The 23,351-nt window shown below is 65.2% G+C and carries 24 protein-coding genes, 3 tRNA genes and 1 pseudogene; 13 read left to right on the plus strand and 15 right to left on the minus strand.

Going from position 1 to position 23,351, the window contains the following annotated elements; genetic code table 11:
- Positions 1–2: 2 nt before the first annotated feature.
- Together NQK81_RS20845 and NQK81_RS20850 are read right to left on the minus strand one after the other, a co-directional pair.
- Complete coding sequence (locus tag NQK81_RS20845; RefSeq protein ID WP_257489428.1) at positions 3–257, minus strand: AMED_5909 family protein; 255 nt, start codon at positions 255–257, stop codon at positions 3–5.
- 542 nt (positions 258–799) lie between these two features.
- Positions 800–1,258, minus strand: a complete 459-nt coding sequence (locus NQK81_RS20850; protein WP_125731890.1) for a hypothetical protein — start codon at positions 1,256–1,258, stop codon at positions 800–802.
- A gap of 161 nt (positions 1,259–1,419) precedes the next feature.
- Between NQK81_RS20850 and NQK81_RS20855 the strand changes: the two genes are divergently transcribed.
- Both NQK81_RS20855 and NQK81_RS20860 read left to right on the plus strand, forming a co-directional pair.
- Positions 1,420–2,304, plus strand: coding sequence for a DUF5919 domain-containing protein (locus tag NQK81_RS20855; RefSeq protein ID WP_257489429.1), 885 nt, complete (start codon positions 1,420–1,422; stop codon positions 2,302–2,304).
- 10 nt (positions 2,305–2,314) lie between these two features.
- Positions 2,315–2,785: an NUDIX hydrolase gene (locus NQK81_RS20860; protein WP_257489430.1), complete on the plus strand. Its 471-nt coding sequence runs from the start codon at positions 2,315–2,317 to the stop codon at positions 2,783–2,785.
- Here NQK81_RS20860 and NQK81_RS20865 read toward each other — a convergent pair.
- The 9 genes and pseudogenes from NQK81_RS20865 to NQK81_RS20900 form a co-directional block, all read right to left on the minus strand.
- Positions 2,776–3,252, minus strand: a complete 477-nt coding sequence (locus NQK81_RS20865; protein ID WP_257489431.1) for an HD domain-containing protein — start codon at positions 3,250–3,252, stop codon at positions 2,776–2,778. The two genes, NQK81_RS20860 and NQK81_RS20865, sit on opposite strands and share 10 nt — an antisense overlap.
- A gap of 84 nt (positions 3,253–3,336) precedes the next feature.
- Positions 3,337–4,014, minus strand: a complete 678-nt coding sequence (locus tag NQK81_RS20870; RefSeq protein ID WP_257489432.1) for an MAE_28990/MAE_18760 family HEPN-like nuclease — start codon at positions 4,012–4,014, stop codon at positions 3,337–3,339.
- An 11-nt stretch (positions 4,015–4,025) separates the two neighbouring features.
- Positions 4,026–5,162 (minus strand): DUF262 domain-containing protein, encoded by a 1,137-nt coding sequence (locus NQK81_RS20875; RefSeq protein WP_257489433.1) that lies wholly within the window; start codon positions 5,160–5,162, stop codon positions 4,026–4,028.
- An 8-nt stretch (positions 5,163–5,170) separates the two neighbouring features.
- Positions 5,171–5,929: a hypothetical protein gene (locus NQK81_RS20880; protein WP_257489434.1), complete on the minus strand. Its 759-nt coding sequence runs from the start codon at positions 5,927–5,929 to the stop codon at positions 5,171–5,173.
- Positions 5,930–6,202: 273 nt separating this feature from the next.
- Positions 6,203–6,397, minus strand: a pseudogene (locus NQK81_RS45420) (hypothetical protein); the annotation flags it as partial.
- Positions 6,398–7,192: 795 nt separating this feature from the next.
- Positions 7,193–7,266 (minus strand) — tRNA-Phe (locus NQK81_RS20885).
- 31 nt (positions 7,267–7,297) lie between these two features.
- Positions 7,298–7,371 (minus strand) — tRNA-Asp (locus NQK81_RS20890).
- A gap of 28 nt (positions 7,372–7,399) precedes the next feature.
- A tRNA-Glu gene (locus NQK81_RS20895) sits at positions 7,400–7,472 on the minus strand.
- 234 nt (positions 7,473–7,706) lie between these two features.
- Positions 7,707–7,964: a hypothetical protein gene (locus tag NQK81_RS20900; RefSeq protein ID WP_020633070.1), complete on the minus strand. Its 258-nt coding sequence runs from the start codon at positions 7,962–7,964 to the stop codon at positions 7,707–7,709.
- A gap of 514 nt (positions 7,965–8,478) precedes the next feature.
- Here NQK81_RS20900 and NQK81_RS20905 point away from each other — a divergent pair.
- Entirely contained in the window at positions 8,479–8,898 is a 420-nt protein-coding gene (locus tag NQK81_RS20905; RefSeq protein ID WP_126732294.1) for a hypothetical protein, read from the plus strand.
- A 119-nt stretch (positions 8,899–9,017) separates the two neighbouring features.
- Here the strand turns inward: NQK81_RS20905 and NQK81_RS20910 are convergent, their stop codons facing one another.
- A complete protein-coding gene (locus NQK81_RS20910) occupies positions 9,018–9,221 on the minus strand; it encodes a cold-shock protein (RefSeq protein ID WP_003097368.1) in 204 nt (67 codons plus the stop codon).
- Positions 9,222–9,642: 421 nt separating this feature from the next.
- Here NQK81_RS20910 and NQK81_RS20915 point away from each other — a divergent pair, with 421 nt between their 5' ends.
- The 6 genes from NQK81_RS20915 to NQK81_RS20940 all read left to right on the plus strand — a co-directional run bounded on the left by NQK81_RS20915 (position 9,643) and on the right by NQK81_RS20940 (position 14,742).
- A complete protein-coding gene (locus NQK81_RS20915; protein WP_126732295.1) occupies positions 9,643–10,884 on the plus strand; it encodes a L,D-transpeptidase in 1,242 nt (413 codons plus the stop codon).
- Between the two features lie 265 nt (positions 10,885–11,149).
- Entirely contained in the window at positions 11,150–11,503 is a 354-nt protein-coding gene (locus tag NQK81_RS20920) for a hypothetical protein (protein WP_126732296.1), read from the plus strand.
- On the plus strand, positions 11,504–12,061 hold the full coding sequence (locus tag NQK81_RS20925) for a SigE family RNA polymerase sigma factor (protein WP_126732297.1): 558 nt from the start codon (positions 11,504–11,506) through the stop codon (positions 12,059–12,061).
- A gap of 4 nt (positions 12,062–12,065) precedes the next feature.
- Entirely contained in the window at positions 12,066–12,518 is a 453-nt protein-coding gene (locus NQK81_RS20930) for a hypothetical protein (protein ID WP_257489435.1), read from the plus strand.
- 214 nt (positions 12,519–12,732) lie between these two features.
- The gene (locus NQK81_RS20935; protein WP_126732299.1) at positions 12,733–14,148 is read left to right on the plus strand and encodes an MFS transporter; all 1,416 of its coding nucleotides are present in this window, start codon (positions 12,733–12,735) and stop codon (positions 14,146–14,148) included.
- A gap of 9 nt (positions 14,149–14,157) precedes the next feature.
- Positions 14,158–14,742, plus strand: a complete 585-nt coding sequence (locus NQK81_RS20940; protein ID WP_020633063.1) for a PaaI family thioesterase — start codon at positions 14,158–14,160, stop codon at positions 14,740–14,742.
- A 10-nt stretch (positions 14,743–14,752) separates the two neighbouring features.
- Here the strand turns inward: NQK81_RS20940 and NQK81_RS20945 are convergent, their stop codons facing one another.
- Entirely contained in the window at positions 14,753–17,428 is a 2,676-nt protein-coding gene (locus tag NQK81_RS20945) for a tetratricopeptide repeat protein (protein WP_257489436.1), read from the minus strand.
- Between the two features lie 135 nt (positions 17,429–17,563).
- Here NQK81_RS20945 and NQK81_RS20950 point away from each other — a divergent pair, with 135 nt between their 5' ends.
- The 4 genes from NQK81_RS20950 (at position 17,564) to NQK81_RS20965 (ending at position 20,900) form a co-directional block, all read left to right on the plus strand.
- Positions 17,564–18,316, plus strand: a complete 753-nt coding sequence (locus tag NQK81_RS20950) for an ESX secretion-associated protein EspG (RefSeq protein ID WP_257489437.1) — start codon at positions 17,564–17,566, stop codon at positions 18,314–18,316.
- A 94-nt stretch (positions 18,317–18,410) separates the two neighbouring features.
- Positions 18,411–18,833 (plus strand): hypothetical protein, encoded by a 423-nt coding sequence (locus NQK81_RS20955; protein ID WP_257489438.1) that lies wholly within the window; start codon positions 18,411–18,413, stop codon positions 18,831–18,833.
- Positions 18,834–19,397, plus strand: coding sequence for a DUF3558 family protein (locus tag NQK81_RS20960; protein ID WP_257489439.1), 564 nt, complete (start codon positions 18,834–18,836; stop codon positions 19,395–19,397).
- A gap of 18 nt (positions 19,398–19,415) precedes the next feature.
- The gene (locus NQK81_RS20965) at positions 19,416–20,900 is read left to right on the plus strand and encodes a hypothetical protein (protein ID WP_257489440.1); all 1,485 of its coding nucleotides are present in this window, start codon (positions 19,416–19,418) and stop codon (positions 20,898–20,900) included.
- 43 nt (positions 20,901–20,943) lie between these two features.
- Here the strand turns inward: NQK81_RS20965 and NQK81_RS20970 are convergent, their stop codons facing one another.
- Entirely contained in the window at positions 20,944–21,909 is a 966-nt protein-coding gene (locus NQK81_RS20970) for a glutamate ABC transporter substrate-binding protein (protein ID WP_257489441.1), read from the minus strand.
- Entirely contained in the window at positions 21,909–23,303 is a 1,395-nt protein-coding gene (locus NQK81_RS20975; protein WP_257489442.1) for a GlnX family signal transduction membrane protein, read from the minus strand. The genes NQK81_RS20970 and NQK81_RS20975 overlap by 1 nt, the downstream gene beginning before the upstream one ends.
- Between the last annotated feature and the right edge of the window lie 48 nt (positions 23,304–23,351).

A 23,351-nucleotide genomic window follows, 5' to 3' on the forward strand; every position in this document is an offset into this window, starting at 1 on the left:
GTCTACTTGGCATCCGATTTCTCCGCCCGAATCCTCGCGGCCAGTTCTTCCGCCTTGCCGTCCTCGTGCGCGACCCAGTACCGAATCTCGTGGTGATGGAAACGGTCCACATCGGACACAGCGCGATACATTTTGGCGTTGGCCTGCCGCCATTTGAGCCACGTCGTCAGGCTTGCCCCTGGCAGCGGGCGAGTCGCTGCCGCAACGTCGTGCGCATCCTTGAGTGTTTGCGGCTCATTCCTTCCCGGAGTCGTCATCACAGGCCCCGGTCCGTGCGCGGCTTTCGAGCAGTGCCGCCAGTTCGTCCGCGCAATCGCGGAGTCGGCGAAGGAAGACGGCCCGGCTCAGCCAGTCGCCCCGATGTTCGGGAGGACGGATCGTCAGCGATCCCGCTGTGCCCGACAGCACCAGCGCCGGGGGCGACCCCGGACCCGAACCAGTTTCCTCCACCGTCACCTCGTCCCACGGGCTGATCACCCACGTTGGGCCGAACCCCTCCCGCATACTCGTCACCTCCCGCCTTGCGTTCCCACTGCCGTGCCTGGTCCTCGAAGGCTTGCGCAGCGGACCCCACGGCGGCGACCACCCACCACGGCAGGTCGGGATCACTGCCCAGCGCTCGCCATGCCTGAGCGACCAACCGCGACGCCGCCGCCATCTCTCGCGCAACATCCGGATTCGCGCCCCGCGACCGTGCATCCACGTCCGCCGCGTCCCGATAAACGCGATACGCCGACTCCCACGCGGACACCTGCTTTTTCGACGTCACGACACCACTTCCCTCTAGAAGTCAGTGCCGTCACGCGGCCTTGGCCGAGGATTCACCCGCCGTCGACCGGGAAGCCTTCCCGCCCGCGCCACTTCCCGCCGCCTTGAATCCGGTAGCGCGGAACACGTAGGACAGGTACTTGTACTCACCCTGCCCGGCCACCTTCGGCTCAGCGGTCAACCCGTCCAGCTCCACCGGGCGCATACCCGGCATCACCTCACCCGTCGTGGGCACCGGTTGCACGTCGGCCAGCAGCGTGATCTCGAACGAAGCCCGCTTCGCCTTCGTCTCACCGGGGTCGGTCGCCATGAACTTCCACTGCCGCTTACCGGTCACCTCGTCCACCCGCTGCCTCGTCGGCCGCCCCTGCGCCCTCTCCTCACGCGACTGATATTCGTTGTCCGGCGACACTTCGCCCACCATCACAAGACCCTGCGGAAACGCGTCATCGTGGTCAACGCTGAATCGGATGCCCTTTTCGATCGCCATGTCGTAGTGAACCTTCCCGCTTGTCGGATACGCCTTTACCGGCGTACCTACAACAATCGGCCAAATGAGTGTCCCGTCACGACACCGTCTAGGTCTCGCCTCACAGCGTCTCGCACTCACCTTGTCTCGTCTTGTCTCGTCTCCCGTGCTACGTTGGTCTCATGAGCCCCGACACCACAGCTCAGGAAGCCCGGCCGATCGTCCTCAAAGTCCTGCTCAGAGGACGACACTTGCAGAGCTACCGCGCGTTCTGCCGCGAGTACGACAAGGTGGCCGAGAAGGTCGACAAGAGCCTGAGGGGCAGCTTTCCCAGCAAAGCCCAGTTCTACCGATGGCTGTCCGGCGAACTCGTCGGCCTGCCCTACGCCGACCACTGCCGAATCCTTGAAGCAATGCTTCCCGGCTGGCAAGCCGAACAACTCTTCGAGTTTCACGACGGTGGAATCGAGTTCGTCCCCGAACCGACTACGTCGCCGACGAGCCAGGCCATTAATCCGCCAAGCTCCGCGATGGAACCGCGCGGCAACCCGGAAGTCGTCGAAGTCTTCTCGCACCGGAACGCGATCCCTGCCGACCTGTGGACTCGGCTGCTGGACGACAGCGGGGAACGCATCGACATTCTTTGCCTGGCCGCCCTGTTCCTCGTTGAACGACCGACGTTTGCGAAGCAGATCAAACAGAAAGCCAGTGATGGGGCCAAAATTCGGCTTCTGTTCGGCGATCCCGACGCGGACGAGGCCACCAAGCGCAGCGAAGAGGAACGGCTCGACGCACGCACGGTTTCCGCTCGCATCCGCAACGCACTAGCGTTCCTACGCCCGCTCGATGGCATACCCGGCGTAGAGGCACGGCTGCACACCACCACGCTGTACAACTCGGTGTTCCGGTTCGACGACGAGATGGTCATCAACACCCATGTGTACGGCCTTCCAGGAGCACACGCCCCCGCTCTGCACCTCCGGCAGACGCCGAAGGGCGACATGTTCGAGACGTACATGGAGAGCTTCGAGACCGTCTGGGCTGCCGCCAAGCCGCTGACCTGGTAGGCAAGGAGCTATGGCACGCCGAGACCACTACCACGAATCGAACGCGCCGGAGGCGAACTCACTGCGGGTCGCCGTCAGCGCGTTCATCCTGGACGAGGCTGGCCGGCTGCTGATGATCCGGCGCACCGACAACGACCGGTACGCCATCCCTGGCGGCGGCCAGGAGTTCGGCGAGTCAGTGGCACAGGCCGTGGTCCGCGAGGTCGAGGAAGAGACAGGCCTGACTGTCGACGTCACTGGCTTCATCGGGATCTTCTCCGACCCCGACTACGTCATCGAGTACGACGACGGCGAGGTCCGTCAGGAGTTCTCGCTCTGCTTCCGCGCCCGCCCTCTGTCCGGTGACCTGCGCACGAGCAGCGAGAGCAAAGAGGTTCTGTGGGTCGAACCAGCCAAGCTGGACGGCCTCAATATCCATCCCGCCATCCGGCTCAGGATCGCCCGCGGTTTCGAGGGTGCTGACCAGCCGTTCTACACGTAGTTGATGCCAGCCGCCCGCAACCGGGCTTCTGTCCGCTCGACTGCGCCCGCCAGCTCCGGCCGCGCTACCTGGATGAACGTCGACACGACGTCATCTGGTCCGTACCGCTCCTGAATCTCCTTCGCGCGCTCCTCGAAGGTGACGACTTCACCATCCGGCGACGTGGTCATGTCTGCCCACCACAGAGCGTCTCTCAGTGGCGTCCGCTCGTCAGCCCACGCGGCCAACTCGTCAGCCAGGCCCCGCAGGTCGGCCTCTACGTGCGCCGCCGAATGGTGCGCCACCAACGCGCACAACCGCTCCGGAGCCCCGACCCCCCGCAGATGCCGAGCACCGTCTAACGCGTGCAGTCCCGTAACCGCCAGCTTCTCCGCATACCCGATGTCGTGAACCAGCCCAGCCGCAGCGAGCATCTTCGCATCGTCTGCGGAAAACAACCGCTCCACTGCCCTCAGCCGCTCGCGCACTCCGCAGGAATGTTTCCAACGACGCGGTAGCTCCTCACTGAGTCGTCTAGCCGCGAGCTCCCTGACCCACTCCAGCGATCGCATCTAACTCGCCGCTTCCACCACTCTGAACCATTCCTCTCGTACAGCTGAGGTTATCAACCTAGCTAGATCATTCATGAAGTTTTCACACTTTTTTCTATGCGCCTCGAAGAGGCCCGCCGCGATTCTTTCTTTACGACTACCGTGCGCAATATCATTTCGAGCATTCCGCACAAACTCAAGCGATGAATAGTAACTCTTGTCAACTTTATCGTCAGGAATAGCCAACCGGTACAACGTTCTGCGAAGAACATCGCTCCCGAAATTCATTTCCATAGACACCGCAGCATCCGCATCTATGTTCACCGGAGATCGATACGCATCGCGCATCTTCTCGATAAATTCAACCTGCTGCCTGGCGCGGCGGCTTAATCGACCGGACTCACTCTCTTGCTCCGGCACATTTCCAAGCCTCAGAGCGTCAAATTCAGCTATCAACGATGAAGCTGCCAGTTGCGGATGAACCTCATCCGACTGCAAGGACCTCGAATTTATGGCCGAGACATACAAGGAGAAAGCATTTCGCGCGAACCCCTCGAGATGAGCGTACTGCATTACGAGGATCGCACGCAACGCAGACGCAGGCCAGTCGTCCGGTTCACGGCGACCCAAAAGCTCGTTTCTCAAATGGCGCAATTCGTCCAAGCGCCAGGCAAGGTCCTCCTCCAGGGCGGTGCGCAAGTCCTCTATGTTCAACGGAGTGCCGCCGAGAATCTATCTGCGAAATATGCGATTCGAGCCCTAGTGGGCGTTCTATAGTTCTTTCCTGCTCCGCCATGCTTCAAGAACTCTTGATCCGACTTACCTTTGCGCGCAACTGCGGCCAATTTCTCGAGCTGCTCAGCATCATCTAGATCCACGATCGATAAAACACTTTGCAAGCCGAGCGACAGGCCTTCAAAATGATAAACGGAGAACTGACTTCGCGGTTCGTTTCCCCTGCCAATCGTACCAAAGATCCTGGAATCTATATTCAGGATATCGCTAATCTTCTTCAAGATCGAGAAGGTCTTGGCAAATACGGCACGCTCAGAGTCAAAATCGAAAGCCGTTGAATCGTCGGGGTCCGAGACTTTCTCCATGTAGTCTGTCAAGAATTCGCTTACGTCATGAACATAGCTTAAGAAGTCGTTCTTTAATGCGAAGAATCGCAGGACCAACTCTTGGTCAAACTTCCTGTTTCGCGCATCGGTAGATATTATGCTTGTACACGCGACGAAATCGGGATTTTGACTAAGATCAATCATAAAGCTGTTGAACTCATTAGACAGCAGCCTGATCGTCGCATTGCGAATTTCTTGCTGAGACAGTAGTTCGCCGCCAGTGTTCAAGCGCTTAAACATATAGTAACGCAGCCGCGGATCGCTTTCTTTGCGCAAGATTTCTGCGCGGACGTAGCTTCGTCGCAGCTTAATTTTAAGAGGACGGGGGAGTGACTCGTAAGAGTACCCGTTAAGCTTTTCAATAATATCGCAATCGGAAAGTTCAAGTGGGGGCAGCGGCTCTCCCTCAGGCGCCAACCTACTAGTGAAGTGCAGGTACGACGACAAGCGCTGTAGCCCATCGATCAACTCGTAAATCCGATCTTCCCGTTCAATCAGAAAGATAGGCGGGATCGGCAATTCAAGCAAAAGAGATTCGATGAAGCGCGACTGCGCCCCCTCATTCCAGCGAAACATTCGCTGAAACTCGGGATCGATGATGAGCTCACCAGACGCATGCATGTCCGCCAATTCGTTGAACGAAAAATCAATCGAACTGGTGCGAACAGCAGTAATCTTCTCGTCAACCTCACCGATGATGTCTTCTGACTCATCTGGTTTCGCCATGCGAGGACTTACTCCTTTCTGAGTGTGAGAACCGTCTCAGACACCTTACCCTTAACGTAGGCTTGAGCAGCCTTGTTTACCGTAGTAAGGCTACGGCTTACCTCAAATTCTTCTCTGCCAGAAATCGACCAACCGCGGGAGCGAACCTCGTCTTCACATATATCGGCAAGTCGAACCGCGACGTCCTTGTAGTAGGAGTCTTGTACCACAAGAATTAGCGTCGATTCCTTTCTGCACACTCTATCTATTTCACTCAAACTGCCGACAAGGTCGTCCAAGTACTGCACCACCTGCTTGCGATAGTAGCCCGATGACGCTTTACTTTTATGTTCGGAAACTTGTCGAACTAGATCATTTGCAAGATCGCCATATAAAGTGGATTCAGTTGCAGAAGGGCGAATCAATGTCGTGCCCATAAGAGAAGACCTAAGCCGTCGATCGACAGATATATCCACGCCCAAGACCGCGAGCTCCCGCGAATAAGAAACCGCGTAGTCGATACGCGTCAGATACGGCGGAGAGGTTAGAACCAAGTCTACGCTGTCATCTTGCAAAGGCAGTCTCGCCGAAGATCCGGTCAGCAAGCTGACGGCAGCATTAGACTGCACTCGACTATTCTTAAGGCGTTCCATTAGCATGTATTGATCTGAAATTATCAGGTCATCCAGATCGCGAGGGCTAATGTCAACAAGTTCATCGTAATTACCAGCTCGCCGAACCCACGTAGGGTTGCTGCCTTCAAACTTTCTAGTCAGTTGGCGAACCACCCGAAAAAGCGAAACAACACCCAACGTCGAAGTTGAATAAGCTAGACCATCCAGGGAGTGCACCCAAGAACGAACACGATTGGCCGCACGTGGAGTTAGCCATGACATGAGTGGATCACCACTCCTTTTGCGAGACGTTGTTCTCGCAGGCACCGCAGATATCGCTACGCCTTCAGCGGCGTTCGATCGCAGTCTCGCAACCACGTTCGCGATCGGATTAAGGTCCAAGCCTATAGACCGAATTCCAATATCCTGAGCGGCGAGTGTGGTCGTTCCGCTACCGTTCCACGGGTCGAGAATGACGTCTGTCTCCGAGGTAGCGGCGTGCCTCAGGTGATCCTTTGCCCATTCGAAGGAGAAACCTGCGTAGTAGGGGAAGACGTCCGCTAGGCCCTCGACTTCGACGCGCGGGCGTTTTGGGGAAAGCTTCGGACGGGAAGTTCGAGCAAGAGTGCCGAGAGCGAACATTTCATGTTGACCATCACCCTCCGTTCGGTCGTACGCCACTCTTGATCCCTACCTCTGCTTCCGTGTGCTACAGCAACGATCACCTTACTCGAGGCAGGGGTCGGTCTCGAACACCAGATGTTGCTGTGGAGCGACATGCCTATGGCATGCCAAATGTGCCTATTGACCTGCATGTTCCCGCGAACGGGGGTACCCGTCTTGATCACAGCTTGCGCTTGCCCTGAGGGAACAGCCGAGCCGCCGACGACATCGCATCATCATTCGACGCTGTGGCTTGAACCTCTGCCGAATTTGGCTCTATGGGATCAAGGCGCCGCCGTCGGCGGCGCGCGGGTCACCACCCGTCCGGCGGGCTACGCCCAAGAGGCGACGCCGGCCTCCCGCTCCGCTCCGGCAGGCGCCGCCGGGCGAGCCCGCCGCAGGGCAGCACCCGCAGCGCGCCGCCAACGACGACGGAGACCCAGGAGCCACACGGCGAGATCACCCGACCCACCCAGCCGACGCGCAGTGGTCACCAGGTGGTCCCTCGCTTCTCAGCGTCTAACACCGGCCCGCCCGCATCAAGGCGGGAAAGCGTGCCTTGACACGACCGAACCGGCGCTAGAGATGGCAGGGGCGAGGGAAACGGAGTGAACAGGCACGCGAAGCCAGCGACAGCAGCCCCGAGGCGTGCAACATACGTGCGACAAGCGGCGGCCAAAGCGGGTCAACCAAGGTCAACAGTGGACAGACTCAAGATCGACCCCGGACATGAAAAAACCGCCTTGACCTGGGTCAAGACGGTTTCAAGAGCGGTGGCCAGGGCCGGGGTCGAACCGGCGACCTTCCGCTTTTCAGGCGGACGCTCGTACCAACTGAGCTACCTGGCCGGGAACGCCGGCGAGGAGCCGAACGATCTTGCGACCCTGACGGGACTCGAACCCGCGACCTTCGCCGTGACAGGGCGACGCGCTAACCAACTGCGCCACAGGGCCTTGCATACTGCTTTCCAACTGTACTGCGTACTCCCAACGGGATTCGAACCCGCGTTGCCGCCTTGAAAGGGCGGAGTCCTAGGCCGCTGGACGATGGGAGCCCGGTTCGGTTTCGGCGAACCGACCGACCCGCGCTCTCCGGTGTCCCCGGGAGCGAACATAACTATAGGACACACCCGTTTTGGGCTTCGCACAGGGGGTCCCCTAGTTGTTCACAGGGCTGGGACCTGCGAGAACGCGGTGACTTCAGGATATCAGGCCCGAGCGGCCGCCCGGGCCTAGAACGGAGCCCGGTCGCGCGGCACACCCCGCGCGCCCGGGCTCCGTGAACGAACTCAGCGCTGAACGGGCGCCTGCCCGTCCTCGTCCAGCGTCAACCCCAGCATGTCCAGCAGCTGGACACAGTCATCGACACCCAACGCCCCGTTGGCCACCGCCAGCCGGGCACGGCGCACCTGGTCGTCGGAGACGCGCTGCGCGTCCCCCTGACCCGTGCGCTGCGCCGGCAGACCACCGGCCAACGTCGTCGAGCTTCCCCCATCGGCACCTTCGTACCGAAGGAGGAACTGTCGAACTTCCACAGACCCACCCATGGTTCCTCCAGACGGCCAACGAACAGCTTGGCCGCGAGGCTAACCAGGGCCGGCCGCGGCACACAGCCCCCCGGAGAGTGAACCTGTCGCCACGCTCCGCACAACGCAGAGCGATCACGCGTACGCCCGCGCCACATGAACCCCAGGCGAACCACAGGTGGCGCCCTGGCCGGAATTCTGCCCGCGCCCACTCGCCCTTCTCAGCAAACCGTGCAACAATCGATTTGCTGACACACCCCCGGTCAGCGCCTGTGGAGATCCCCTCCGACCCCCGCGTTCCTCCCCCTGGCGCGGGGGTCGCTCCGTTTTCTGGGGGCCACCCCCAGACCCCAGGTTCCCAGTGGCGGCGGTTGGCAGCCCAGGCCCGGTCCCGTTGATATTTCCTCTTCCAGTTGCGGGTTGTGATCATGGGAAAAGGTTTTCTTGTGGGGATTGGGCCGTTCGGGAGAAATAAAAGGGTGTGTCGTGGCTCACTGTGGTTGGTTTGCCGAGACCGAACCGTTATCGTGGCCCGGTGCCCCTTCCTTCCCTGAGCCGTCGTAGCGGCAGCCGCACGAACCTGAAGCCGGTCAACCCCGGTCGTCACCGCAACTCCGCCTCCAAGGAGGCCGAAGCGGTCGTCGAAGACACGGAGCTCACCAGCTACCTTCGTGCCCTCGCCCCCGAGAACGACCCGGAGAGCACCGGCACCGGCAAGCGCTTCGGTGAGGCGCAGGTGTTCCAGCTGCGGATGAACCTCATCGCCTGCGAACAGCTCAAGGACGCCGCCGCCGAGCGCAACCTGTCGCCGCAGGCGCTGGCGCAGGAATGGATCCTCGAGCGCCTCTCGTGGGAATCGCAGGCCAACTCGGCCCAGCAGCGCCGCCACGAAGAAGCCCACACCGACGAATTCCACTTCGACGCCAACGCGTGGGAGCAGCCCGTCCCTCGCTGATCCCCGTCACCCGGAACGGAACAGCACAACAGAAGAAGCTTTCACGGCAAGAGAAAAAGCCCCCGGCGAGATCGCCGGGGGCTTTTCTGATCAGTCTGAGCAACGCCTGAAGGGCGGACTCAGATCGCGCGGACCTTCTGGGCCTGCGGGCCCTTCTGGCCCTGACCGACCTCGAACTCCACTCGCTGGTTCTCCTCGAGCGTGCGGAACCCGCGACCCTCGATCTCCGAGTAGTGAACGAAGACGTCGCCCTCGCCGCCATCCTGCGCGATGAAGCCGAAGCCCTTCTCCGCGTTGAACCACTTCACAGTGCCTTGCGCCACCGCTGTACTCCTCGTTGCACATCCGCTTCGAGTGCCTCCGAAGCGACACCCAGACCGTCCCGGGCGGTTCCAACGAGTCGAGCGAAGAGCGCGTCACCGGCTCATGGCTCGCGTCAGAAGTTCCGCGAGTGTGAAGCCACGAACACGCAAAACGACGGCCTGATGGCAGAGTACCGGGATCTGGCCATATTTGAAGCCCGTGATCGGACTCTGGGCACCCCCAAGTACCAAGGTCACCGGAACGTCGTACGCCGATCCGGGTTCTGTCGGACCCCGTCGCTACCCTGTCGCCGCACGCCGACCTCAGGTCATCGCCGGACACGGACCGAAGTCGGTCATGCCCCGATCGTGAACCACGGCCCACCCGATTGTGACTCGCATCACTCTCCGTGGGATCAACTTAAGGGGCCGTCCGGACGTCATGGTCGGTGTACAGGGGAGCAAAGGGGAAGCTTTGAGGTTTTCGGAAACCGCGCGCCGCCGGGCGGCGTTCGCGGCACTGGGGTTGGTGGCCGTTCTGACGCTGGGGGCGTGCAGCAGCGAGCCGACCGTCTCGGCCAGCGGGCCGGACGGCGGCGGGCCGGTCAGCAGTGACACCGGCGGGCAGGCGCCCGCGCCGGCCAAACTGACGTACGAGCCCGCGGCGGGCGCGCAGGACGTCGCGCCGGGGCAGCCCATCAAGGTCAGCGTCGCCGACGGCACGCTCGACCAGGTCGTGCTGACCAACCCGGACGGCAAGCAGGTCGCGGGCCAGCCGTCCGAGGACAAGAAGAGCTGGGTCACCACCGAACAGCTCGGCTACGGCAAGGCGTACACGTGGTCAGGCAAGGCCACCGGCACCGACGGCAAACCCGTCGAGATCGGCGGGACCTTCACCACCGTCAAGCCGCGCAAGCAGGTGGGCGCGAACATCAACGTCTTCGACGGACAGACGTACGGCGTCGCCATGCCGATCACGCTGACGTTCCCGAGCAAGGTCACCGACAAGGCGTCGGTCGAGAAGGCGCTGTCGGTCGAGACCACGCCGAAGACCGAGGGGTCCTGGGCGTGGGTCCACGACGACACCTCGGTGCACTGGCGGCCGAAGGCCTACTGGCAGCCCGGCACCACGGTGAAGTTCAACGCCAAGATCTACGGCGTCAAGATCGGCGAAGGCGTGTACGGCAAGGAAGACCGCTCCGCGAGCTTCACGATCGGCCGCTCGCAGATCGTCAAGGGCAACACCCAGACCCACCGGCTCGTGGTGATCCGCGACGGGCAGCAGATCGCGGACTACCCGGCCAGCTACGGCCTCGACGCCGACCCGGGCCGCGTCACGCCGAGCGGCACGCACGTGGTGATGTCCAAGCACGACACGTACTCGATGACCAACGAGCGCTACGACTACGAGAACATCGTCGTCCCGTCCGCGGTGCGGTTCTCGACCAACGGCGAGTTCATCCACGGCTACGCGCCCTCGATCTGGGCGCAGGGCAAGAAGAACATCTCGCACGGCTGTGTGAATCTGGCGCCGGCGAACGCCAAGGCGTACATGGACGGCGCCCTGGTCGGCGACCCCGTCGAGATCGAGGGCAGCACGGTGAAGATCAACCGGGCGCGCGACTACAGCGACTGGACCTATTCCTGGGACGAGTGGACCAAGCTGTCCGCTCTCGCGAGCTGAACGACTTCCATGGAACCGGGCGGCCGGAGACCTTCGCGGTCTCCGGCCGTTCGTGCTTGACCGAGAACCTGTCTTCCGGGAGCGCGTCAGCGCGCTGGGAAGACTTCACCCCGCGCGCGCCTCCTTTGTCCGGAGGCCTGAGTCGTGAACCGCCGCTGACCTGCGGTCGAGCGCCCGGCGGGATTTTTCCGCCAGCGCGCGGAAAAGTCACTGCAACCATCCGCGGGGCGGGGCGCATGTCTAACGACGTAAGGCGCCGCGGCCAATGAGCGGCGCCCGGATCGAGGAGACACTCTTGCGTACTCGTATCGCTCTTTCCCTCGGCGCGCTGCTGCTGGCGGGCGGCGCCGCCTTCGCGACCACGTCGCTGGCGTCGGCCGACCAGAGCGCGCCGTCACCGACGGCCACTCAGGCGCCCCAGCCGCCGACCAAGGCGCCCACCGCGGCACCGGGCGAGCCGACCCGCGCCACCACCGCCCCGGCGCGTCCGGAGCCCGCCCCGCAGACGACCCGCCCCGGCGTCGTGAAGCCGGGCGAGCACCGGGTGCCCAAGGCCGTTCCCGCCGGGCCGACCGGGGATCTGCACCTCCCCGCCATCGTCGAAGGAGCCGGTAACTAGGTGTCGCCGAGCCGCTCGTCGAAGACCGGGACGGGCTCGCCGTGGGACGGCGAGTTCGCCCGGTACTTCGACGAGCGCGCGCACAGCCTGCGTGCCACCGCGTACCTCCTGTGCGGCGACTGGCACCAGGCCGAGGACATCACCCAGGCCGCGCTGCTGAAGCTGTACCTGGCTTGGCCGAGGCTCTCCCGGCACGACGCGCTCGACGGCTACGCCCGCAAGATCGTGCTGCGGACCTTCCTCTCCGAGCATCGGCGCGTGTGGCGCAAACGGGAGAAGCTCACCGACGCCCTTCCCGACGTCCCGGGCGAGGCGGGCGGCACGGAGCAGGAGATGCTGGTCAGGCACGCCCTGTCCGGCATCGCCCCGAAGCAGCGGGCCGTGCTGGTGCTGCGCTACTTCGAAGATCTCGGTGTCGAAGAGACGGCCGCGGCACTGGGCTGCAGCACCGGGAACGTGAAGAGCCAGGCCGCGCGGGGTCTGGCGACCCTGCGCAAGCGGCTCGGACCGCATTTCAGCGAACTGGCCTTGAGCGGAGCGCACGACGATGGGAGGTGAGGAGATGGACGAGGACATCAAAGGCGTGCTGTCGCACGGGGTGAGCGGTCCCCCGCTGGGTATCAGGGCGGCGGACATCATCGAGCGGGGTGGCCGGATCCGGCGTCGGCGCAAACGGCTGGCGGTGGCGGGGAGTTCGCTGGCGACGGTCGCGGTGATCGTGTTCGGCGCGTTCGCCGTCGGCGGTCGCGGCGGTGAGGGGTCCGCGCCGGTTCAGCCGGCGGGCCCCGGCCTGTCGACCATCTCCCCCGCACCGGTCTCGCCCGCGCCTTCCGAGACTCCCCGGCCGGAGGTCGCACCGCAGGAACCGCCCGCTTCGGAGACGGCGCCGAAACCCGGGCAGACCCGTTCGGTCCCCCGGACCGTCCAGCCGGGCCGCACGACGACGGCCGTCCCGCCGGGGCCCACTCCGACGAAGCAGCCGAGCGAACCGCCGACGGCGGTCACGACCCGCTGACCTTCCGCCCGGAACGTCCGATTCCCGAAGTGTGACCCAAAGTAATCGGAAATTCTCCGACATCAGGTTTACCTGGTGCTTCGTCACCGATTCGGGGGAACGGCGTTCGATCGACCGATCCAAAGCGCTGAACCCGGACGTTTGAACGCCTACGGTCGAGGGAACAAACCCTCGACGATGGGTAAGTAAACGGGTGGGTCGGGAGGTCAAACCCATGGCCGAAGAGGCGCTGAGCGCGTCACATCAGGAAAAAGGGGAACCGGCGGAGGCCCCACCTGAGCAGATCAGAAAGGCCGTCGCCGGAGCGGCGATGGGTAACTGCATCGAGTGGTACGACTTCGGTGTTTTCGGCTTCATGCCCGCCATCCTTGGGCAGGTCTTCTTCAACGCTTCGAGCACTTCGGAAGGTGCGCTGGCGACCTTCGCGGTCCTCGCGATCACCTTCATCGTGCGGCCGTTCGGCAGCTTCGTGTTCGGTCCGCTGGGGGACAAGATCGGGCGCCAGAAGGTACTCGCGCTGACGATCATCCTGATGTCCGGGTCGACGTTCATCATCGGCCTGTTGCCGTCCTACGCGACGATCGGCCCGGCCGCCGCGGTCCTGCTGATCCTGTTGCGCACCATCCAAGGCTTCTCGGCGGGCGGTGAGTACGGTGGCGCGGCGACGTTCATCGCGGAGTACGCGCCCGCCCGGCGCCGGGGTTTCTGGGGCAGCTGGCTGGAATTCGGCACGCTCGTCGGATTCGCGATGGGCGCCGGCTTCGTCACGATCTTCACCGTCGTCCTCGGTGACGAGGCCATGCGCGAATGGGGCTGGCGCCTGCCGTTCCTGATCGCGGGGCCGCTCGGCATCGTCGGTCTCTACCTGCGGAACAAGCTGGAGGACACTCCGCTGTTCCAGGAGATCGAGAAGAAGAACCAGGTCGAGAAGTCGCCGCTGAAGGCGCTGCTCAAGAAGCACTGGACGTCGATCCTGCACCTGATCGGCATCGTGGTGATGCTGAACGTCGCCGACTACATCGTGATCACCTACCTGGAGACCTACCTCAAGGACGTGGTCGGGTTCAGCGGGCACGCGCCGCTGCTGATCATCCTGGCGACCATCGCGCTGATGCTGATCTTGATCGTGCCGGTCGGCATCCTGTCCGACAAGATCGGGCGAAAACCCATCCTGATCGCGAGTTGTGCGAGCTTCCTGGTGCTGCCGATCCCCGCGTTCTCGCTGATGGGCGCGGCCGCGGACGACCAGAACGGCTGGCAGCTCGCCCTCGGCGTGCTGATGATCGCGGTGCCGTTGGTGCTGATCCTGGCCGTGCTGGCGGCGACGCTGCCGGCGATGTTCCCGACGCAGGAGCGCTACGGCGGTTTCTCCATCGGGTACAGCGTTTCCACCGCCGCGTTCGGCGGCACGGCGTCGTACATCATCGGCAGCCTGGTGAAGTCCACCGGCGACAACCTGTGGCCCGCGTACTACCTGATGGGCGCGGCGGCCATCGCGGCCATCCCGATCCTGCTGCTGCCGGAAACGGCGGGGGTGTCGCTGCGTCGCATCGTGAGTTCGCGGATCATCCGGCGCCGGAAGCCGGAACCGGCCACTCCCGGCGGCGCCTCGGAGCTACCGGCGAGTTAACGTCTTTCCATGAGCCGAATCTCGCAGCCGTGGCCGCCGGTCGAAGTCGAACCGGCGACCGTCCACCCGAAAGCCCCGCAGCCGGGCAGTCACCTCGGCATCCACTTCGGTGAGTGTTTCGGGTGCGGCGACGAGATCGAGGCCGGGCTCCACCTGCATTCGACGGTGGGCGAAGGGACGACGGTGTACTCCAAGTTCACCGTCACCTCCGCCCACCAGGGTGCGCCCGGCCTCGCCCATGGCGGCCTGCTGGCTTGCGCCTTCGACGAGGCGCTCGGCGCGACCGTCGGCAACCTGCTGCGCCGCCCCGCCGTCACCGGGAAGCTGGAGACGGATTTCCTCCGGCCGGTTCCCGTCGGCTCGACCCTGTACATCGCCACGAAACTGGACGGCGTCGCCGGCCGGAAGATCTACGTGAGCGCCGACGGACGGCTCGACGCCGAAGACGGCCCGGTCGCGGTGCGCGCGCGGGCGCTGTTCGTACGGGTCGAATTCGAGCACTTCAGCACCCACGGGGATCCCGAGGCGCTGCAGAAGCTCGCCGCCGCGCACGAGAAGGCCAAGCGCGAACGCGAGTGGGACATCAACCCCTGAGCATTTCGTGCTAGGTAAGGGTCCTCGGCCGGATCGCGTTCGCCTTGTCGACGAGCTCGACCCGCTGGTCGACCGACCCGGCCAACCGGGCCAACGTCCGATAGCAGCGCTCGAGCCCGAACCGCAGGTCTCGTTCTTCCAGGGCGCAGCCCAGCACTTTCGTCCCCGGCGTCGGCCGGTTCTGCGAGTTGAGCCAGCCGTAGGCCGCTTCGAGGACCTCCGCCGACAAACGCGTGCGACGTTCGGCGTCGAGCTGCAGCCGCTCCAGCCTGGTCGAGGCGTCGACGAGATCCCGCTCGGACACCATCACCGGGTCCTTGCCGCCGCCGTTGACCCTGGTCTTGATCTTGATCGCGGCCACCTGCGCGGCGACGTGATGCGACGACGACGCGGGGACGGCCTCGAGCACCTCGATGGCGCTCGCCCTGGCGCCCTGCGCGAGGTACACGCGAGCGAGGCCGAAGGCTGCGCTGACGTATGACCGGTCCGTTCGCCACACCAGCTCGTAGTAGCGCGCGGCGCCGAAGTAGTCGCCGACCCCCTCCGCGCTGACGGCCAAGGCCAGCTTCGGCGCGATCTCGCCGGGCAGGTCGTCGTACACCGCTCCGAACGCGACGTGCGCGACGCGGGACCGGCCACCCGCGAGCTCGATCAGCCCTCGGTACCAGTCGATCCGCCAGTCGTGCGGGAAACCGGCCTTGATCGCGAGGTACTGCGCGGCCTGCAGCTGCCGCTGGGCCTCGACCAGCTCACCGAGCTCGATCCGGGCGCGGACGATACGCAGCCGGACCTCGATCGACTCGCGCGGCGCCCCGGCCAGCGACTCGATCGCGCCCTTGGGATCGAGCGCGACCGTCGACGCGAGCACGCCCGCCGCCGGGTCGTCCGTGTCGACCTGCGGGATGGGCAGACCCGCGACCACCTCGCCGGCATCCGGCAGCGGCACGCTCCCGCCGTGCTCCGGGACGACCATGTCCACGCCGAACGTGCGGGTCTCCGGGCCGAACACGGTCGAAGCGCCGGGACGCGGCTTCCCGGTACCCAGCGCCATGATCTCGCGGAGCACACCGGTCAGCTGGTCGGCCATCTCCTCGGCCGCGATGAACCGGCGATCCGGGTCCGTATGCGTCGCGCGCTTCAGGAACCGGTAGTAGGAACCGAAGAGCGCGAACAGCGGGACGACGTCCGGGCCGGGCAGGGTCGTCTTGTACTTGGTGGTGTAGCCGGAGAATTCGAAACTGAGGACGGCGAGCGTGCGGCCGACCGTGTAGAGATCCGACGCCACCGAAGCGCCGTGTGTGGCCAATTCGGGCGCGCTGTAGCCGGTGGTGAAGAACAGCGGGCTCTCGTAGTCGTCGATGCGGCGGACCGCGCCGAGGTCGATCAGCTTGAGCTGTTCGTGCGTCTGGATGACGTTGTCGGGTTTGAGGTCGCAGTACAGCAGGTTCTGGCCGTGCAGGTAGCCCATGGCGGGCAGGATCTCGAGCCCGTAGGCGATCACCTGGCCGATCGGCAGCGGCTCCGGGCGCTTCGTCTCGCGGTGGTGCGCGAGCGCGAGCTGGCGCAGCGACTGGCCGCCGACGTACTCCATGACGATGTAGCCGACCGAGTTGCCGGTGTCGCCGTCCGGATGCTGCACGAAGTTGTGGATCTTGACGATGTTGGGATGCTCGACCTCGGCGAGGAACCGCTGCTCGTTGGCGGCGGCCGCCATCGCGGTGGCGTCACCGGTGTCGATCAGGCCCTTGAGGACGACCCAGCGGTCGCTGACGTTGTGGTCCTGCGCGAGGTAGATCCAGCCGAGGCCGCCGTACGCGAGCGCGCCGAGGACCTCGTACTGGCCGCCGACGATCTCGTTCGGCCGCAGCTTCGGGACGAAGGAGAACGGGTTCCCGCACTTCTCGCAGTTGCCCTCGGGCGGACCGGGCTTGCCGTCCTTGCCGCGGCCGACCTTGGCGCCGCAACTACCGCAGAAGCGCTTCTCCTCCGACACCATCGGGTTCTCGAGGACCGCTGACGCCGGGTCGCGGTACGGCACCTGCGGCACGTCGACGAGCCCGGCGCCGAGACGGCCACGGCGCGACGTGCGGGACGACGTGCGGCGCGCGGTGCCGGGGAACGAGCCGGTTCCGGTGCCGGTACCGGTGCCCCGGCTGCCCGATCCGGTACCTGTCCCGGTTCCGCGGCTCTCGCTGGAGCGTTCGGGGAGGACGCTTTCCGTGCCCGGGTCCGGAAGCGGCCCTGGCCCGCTGTCGACGCGCGGCGTCGGCGGCATGATGCTCTGCGTCTCCGGCGCCGGTGAGGCGAGGACGCTGGTCGGCTGCGGCGCGTCGGCGGGGGCCTGCCAGTCGGGGCGGACGACCTGCGTCTTCGGGCTCACCGGGGCCATGTCACCCGGCGGGCGCGTCGGGTCCTCGGCGCCGGGGATCGGCCGCTGCTGACCGCGCGGCGGAGTCCCCGGACGCTGGACGGGCGCGTGGATGGCCGTGCGCTCGGCGTCCTTCTCCGGCCGCGGCTCCTGCTTGGGCCGCGACGGCTCGGACAGATCGAGCCTGCCGGAAATGGACGGTTCGGGCGTTTCCCAGCGGACCGGCGCCGGCGGCGTCCAGGAGGCGGATTCCGCCTCACGGTCCGGCGTGGCGTCGTCCGGCGCTGCGTGCCGAGGACGGCGCGGCTCTTCCGACACTGGTACCTCCCGAAATCCCCGCGACGGCGTCGTCCCCGATCCTAGTGGTGAGCAGGCAGGTCGTGTCCGCGCCGGGTCGAACCCGCTACGGTGCGGTGGAGAACCGATTCAGCAGGTGATGAGGGGGAGGGACCGGTGCCTGCGTCATTTTCGATGTCGATGGCCCAGCTCGACGTCGTACTCGAGGATCTCGGGCTCGGCAGATTCGTGCTGCCCTTCGAGATCCCGACCGTCGGAACCACCCTCTCCGAACGCGAGCGGCACTGCGAAGAGATCTGGGCCGGACTGGCCGATCGAGGCTTCGCGCGCGATCGCGAGCTGCTGCGCGACTACGACCAGACCCTCCGGCTCTGGGCCACCGGCGACTTCGTCCTCACCATGGAGGCGCACGAGGTCGAGCAGGACGCCGAGTACCTCTACCGGGGCGCCTGGAACAGCCGTCTGGGCGTCGTGAGCCAGCAACGCGGGTTCGACATCCTCTTCGAGCCGGTCTACCCCGAACAGGTGGTCGCGACCCTGCTCGGTTATCTGCCGTCACTGCAGCCGTTCCCCGCGCGGGTGACGACGTCCAGCACCCTCCCCCCGTCCAAGCGACCGGACGACCCGTTCGACGAAGACCCGGACAACCTGCGTCTGGGCGCCGCCGCCCACTTCTTCGAACACCCACTCGCGCGACTGGGCACGGTCAGCGTCACCCTGCGCGACGACCGGGGCAAACCGCAGCAGAAGAGCGTCCAGTGGTTCGACAGCGTCCAGGGCCGCTTCATGCTCGCCACAGACCGCTTCCCCGACGGCGAAGTCCGCCGCACGTTCACCCCGACGAGTGGCTCTCACCTGGCACGATGGGTCCACGACCTGGTCGAAGCCGCCCGCGTCGGCAGCGCGTGATCCTCGCCGGAAGGCGGGCTTCGGGGCCGTTTCCGCTGATATCGTGATCTGACGAGCGCAACGAGTGACCGGGACTTGGTGCAGGGGAGAGACCATGACTGACGGCGCCGGCGGACCGCCGGGCAACTTCTCGAACATCCTGGGCGACTTCTCGGCGCAGGCCGACGCGATGGTGAAGGCCGCGAACGAGGGGCAGTTCGCGGTCAGTCCCGAAATGGGCGAGGCGTACAAAACAGCGTTGCAGGATTACCTGGACAGTTGGACTGGCAACAAGATCCACTTCGACAGCCTGGCGAATTCTCCAGAGCTCGGAACGAGCCCCTATACGGAGCAAATCGGGCGACACATGACGATGGTCGCGGCAGGTGACGATCAATCCGCGAAAACCCAACTCGAAACCCTCCAGGCTGTCGTCGAACGCGCGCAGGCGGCAATCGACACGGCGATCAGCAAGTATCAAGCCAGTGACCACGCGGCCAGCAAGGATCTGTCCGACATCGGCAAGGAAATCCACTAGATGAGCCAGTACGGGGCCAAATTCCTGCAGCGTTCTCTTCCGATCGCGCTCGTAGCTCTACCGTTCGCCCTCGCGGGGTGCACGACCGAAAAGCCCGGAAATCCCACCCCGTCCATACCAGCGCCATCCACGTCCGGCCAGAACGCCAGCAGCTCCCCACAAGATGCCTTCGGCGACTTGAAGGCCTGCGATCTACTGGAGCCGGTCGCTTCTTCACTCGGTTTCGAGCCTCCGGCCGTCGAGACTTATGAGAGTGACAACGGTTGCGGCTCGAGCAAACCCCGATACGGAACCGTAGCGGTCTATCTCGTGCCCAACGCGGGCATCGCGGATCTGAAGACCGACACCGGCGAGGTAAATCAAATCACTGTCGGTGGGCGCAAGGCGGTCGAGTTGCCCGGAAGCGCGGGCAAGGGCGCCTGTTTGATCGGGATCTCAGTCGCCGAGAAGGCCAGGGCGACGGTGAACCTCGGGCTTTCGAACAGCGGCACGACGGAACAAGCTTGCACAGATGCGAAGTCCATCGCTGAACAAATCGCACCGAAGCTTCCCCAAAGCGGCTGATCAGATCAGGGAGGGGACATGGCGGACAACGCCGGTCAGGACAACGTCGAGTCGGTGCTGAACCTCGACGGCAAAGCGCGCCGGACGTATGAAGGCAAGCGCTACGCGGAGACTTACGACGAGGTCAACCAGGGGCCAGGCGGCAACTCCCTGACCGCGCGGCTGACGGCGGAGGCGAAGGCCGGTCAGTATTCGAGTGATCAGGCCGCAGCTCTCGCCCAAGGCCAGCAGTTCCGAGCCGGGCTTGGGCCATCGGACCAGCGCTACGAGGGCAATTCCCACAGTGACCTGATCGGTATGGTCACCAACAATCTTTCCGCCGAGAAGATCGACCAAAAGGGCGAGATCTGGAACAAGCAGGGCGATGCGCTGAACACCTTCAGCAGCGCACTGAGCTCCGCCGCCAGTAAAGAGGGCGCCCATTGGCAGGGGACCTCAGCCGAGGCGGCGCACGGGTTCTTCAAGAACCTCAGCAAGTGGGCCGACACCGCGGGCGATGGCGCGTATCTCGCGTCCAACCGGTTCTCCCAGTCCGCCGCAGCGGCCACCACCGCGAAGAACTCCATGCCCGAAGAGGTCCCCTTCGATCGCAACGCCGAGTACAAGAACGCCCTCAACCAGCTCGCGACGGGGAATCTCGCTGGCGCGGTGGACACGGTCGGCAACATTTCGGCCAAGCAGGAGCAGTCGTTCCAGGCGCATCAGCAGGCCGCGCAGGTGATGCACACCTACGACCAGTCGCTCTTCGACGTCAACTCCAAGCAGCCCACCTTCGCCCCACCGCCGGAAATGGGCGAGTCGACGACGGCATCCGGGTTCTCCGGGGGTACGGAGGCCAGGGGCTTCAGCGGCGGGCCGGGACCCAACAGCGGGCCTGGGCCGGGGATGCCCGGAACGGGTGGTCCGAACGCGCCGGCGCCGGGGATCACCACGGGTGGCGGGCATACCGGGGTGCCGGCGCCGGGTCAGCCGGTCGGCGGGCAGCAGCCGGGGACTTTCCGGCCTGGGCCGACGCCGGGGCTGGCGGCGCTCAACACGCCTGGTCCCAGCGGTCTCGGCCGGTTGGGCAGCGAGCAGTATCGCGGCAAGCCCGGCCGGACGACGAGCGGGCCGGGCGGTAGCGCGGCGAGCCGGTTGACCAGTGGTGGTGGAGGCGGCGGGTTCGGGCGCAACGGCGGCTCGGGCAATGTCGCCGAGCGGCTCGCGGGCGGCAAGGTTTCGGCCGGTGAAGCCGAAAAGCTCGCGGGCAAGGGCGGCGGGTCCGGGGCGGGCAAGCTGCCGGAGGAGCGGATCACCCGGGGTGGCGCGGCCGCCGCGGGCAAGACCGGCGGGCCTGGTGCGATGGGGGCAGGCGGTGCTCCCGGTGGCCGCGGCCAGAAGGAAGAGGACAAGGAAAAGAAGGCCCCGAACTACCTGCAGGAGGAAGACGCCGACGTCTTGTTCGGCGGCCACGACGGCGAAACGAAGCCGGTGCCGCCGGTGATCGGCGAGAAGTCCCCCTGAGCCGAAGCGGGCCGTTCGGGAGCGAATCCCGAACGGCCCGTTCTCACTTGTACTGGGCCGGAGGCGGCGTCCCGCCCTCGAGTTTGCTCCCGATCCATTTCGCGTAGCTCGCCTGCCACGCGCCACCGCGCACGTTCTCCAGCACGGCGTTCACGAACCGCACCATGTCCTCGTTCTCCTTCGGGACACCGATGCCGTAGTTCTCCTGGGTGAACCGTTCCCCCACGATCTTCAGCGTCGGGTCCTGCGCGAGCATTCCGGCGAGGATCACGTCGTCCGTGGACACGGCTTCGACCTGCTTCTGCTGCAGCATCACCAGGCAGTCCGACCAGTTGTCCACCGAGACCGGCACCGGTTTCGACGGATCGGCCGCGATCTTCGTCAGCGAGGTCGACGTCTTGGTCGCGCACACACGCCGCCCGCCGAGGTCCGACAGGTTCGCGACCTTCGAGCCGGATTCGACCAGGATCCGTTGCCCGGCCTGGTAATACGCGGTGGAGAAATTGACCTTCTTCAGCCGGCTGCAGGTGATGCTGTAGGTCCGCACCACGATGTCGACCTGCTTCTTCTCGAGCACATCTTCCCGCAGCTTCGACGGTATCGCGCGGAACTGGACGCGCCCTTCCGCACTGCCGAAGATCGCCTTCGCGATCTCGTTGACCATGTCGATGTCGAAGCCTTCGAGCTGGCCCGAGGTCGGATTCCGGAAACCGAACAGGAACGTCGTCTGGTCGACGCCCGCGACGAGTTTGCCCTTCTCCTTGATCTTCGCCATCGTCGAACCACTGGTGATCGACGTACCGCTGGTCGGCCGCAGGCTGGCCAGCGGGTTGCAACTGGTGTCGGTCGTTCCGCCACCGCCGGCGTTGTCGGCACCGCCGACGTTCGCGGGAAGCGGCGGCGCGACCTCACCGACGGGCGCCGGGTCCACCGGCGTCCCCGCGCTGCCACAAGCCGTCGCCAGCACCAAGACCGCGCCGAGCACGGCCGTTCGCAGACCGTTCCGCATCACCGGTACTCCCTCAGCCGTTCACGGATTCCCAACGCGGCCCCTGCCGCCGCGATCAGCGCCAGTACCGCGATACCCGGCGCGAGCAGGGTCAGCGCGCGGTCGGCGCCGCGGGTGTCGTCGAGGAATTCCTGTCGTCCCACGTTGATCGCTGCCACCAGGTTCTCGTCGAGCCGCAGGAACGCCACAGCGGCGCCGTCCTTCAGGTCGTCACGGATGGCGGTGTCGACGGCGTCCTGATAGGAGCCGTCGTCGTCCTGCTTCCGCACCTGACCGTGTGCCTTGAACCAGGCCGACGCCGCTTGGATGGCCGCGTCCACCTTGTCCGCGGCCGCGCCGCCCGCGGCGAGACCGCGGGCCTCACCCAGCAGGCCGCCCTGGCCGTCCGTCCCGCCGAGTTGCCCGGCGAGATCGATGAAGTCCTTTTCGTACGCCGCGCCGTCACCCCGGGCGACGAGGGTCAGTGTTTCGTTGGCCCGCGCCTGCAGCGCCGCGATCCGGGCGCGAACGAGGACGTCCACCTGGTGCGAGCCGTCGTCTTCACCGCTGCCGACGAGGGAGCTCTGCACGATCAGCGCGGCCGCGCCCCACAGCAGGGCCACCACCACCGACACGGTCGCGACGACCAGCCCGACGTTCAGCAGCCGGTTGGTCTTCCGGGTCAGGTGCACCTGGGTGACGATCAACGCGGCGAGCAGGGCGAGCACCAAAGCCGTTGCCAGCCAAGGGAATCCGGTCGCGTCGTCCTGTTCGGCGGCGAGCCGGTCGGTGTCGGTCCGGTAGAGCTCCTGTGCGGCGGGAAGGATTTTCGACCGCATCAGCTCCGACGCCTCACGGAGATACGAGGCACCGACGGGGAAACCCTGCCGGTTGTAGGTGCGCGCGGTCTCGATCAGTCCTGTGTAGACGGGGATCTCGCGGCTGAGGATGTTGATCTGCTGGGCAGCCTCACCGACACCGGAGGAGTCCGATGCCGCCTTCGCCAGCGCCGCCCCGGCCTCCGCGATGTCGCGTTCGTACCGCTGGCGCATCGGGAGCGGCTCGGTGCCGATGGAGAGGAACGAGCTGGCCGCTGTCGCGTCGGCGTCCGAAAGCGCGCGGTAGACCTGCTGCGCGGCGGCGGCGAGCGGTTCGCGGTGGTCGATCAGGCCGTTGATCGTGTCCTTCTTGTCCTGCGCGGCCAGCGTGCCGAACAGGCCCGCGACCAGCGACAGCAGGACGAGCCCGATCGCGATCACCGACAGCCTGCCCGGTGTGGTCGCCGCGGACCGGACGATCGCGCGGATCCCGTTGCCCGGCAGTTCGAGCAGCCCGGCGATCCCTCCGCGACCTCCCGGCGCAGGGGGTGGCTCGGGGCTCCCCGGCGCCCCCGGCCGGGTCACTGTGCTCGTCATCGCCGATCCTCCCCATTGGCTCTACCCGCAAAGAAGGTATCCGAGTCG

Source organism: Amycolatopsis roodepoortensis (assembly GCF_024628825.1).
GTDB classification, from domain to species: Bacteria; Actinomycetota; Actinomycetes; order Mycobacteriales; family Pseudonocardiaceae; genus Amycolatopsis; species Amycolatopsis roodepoortensis.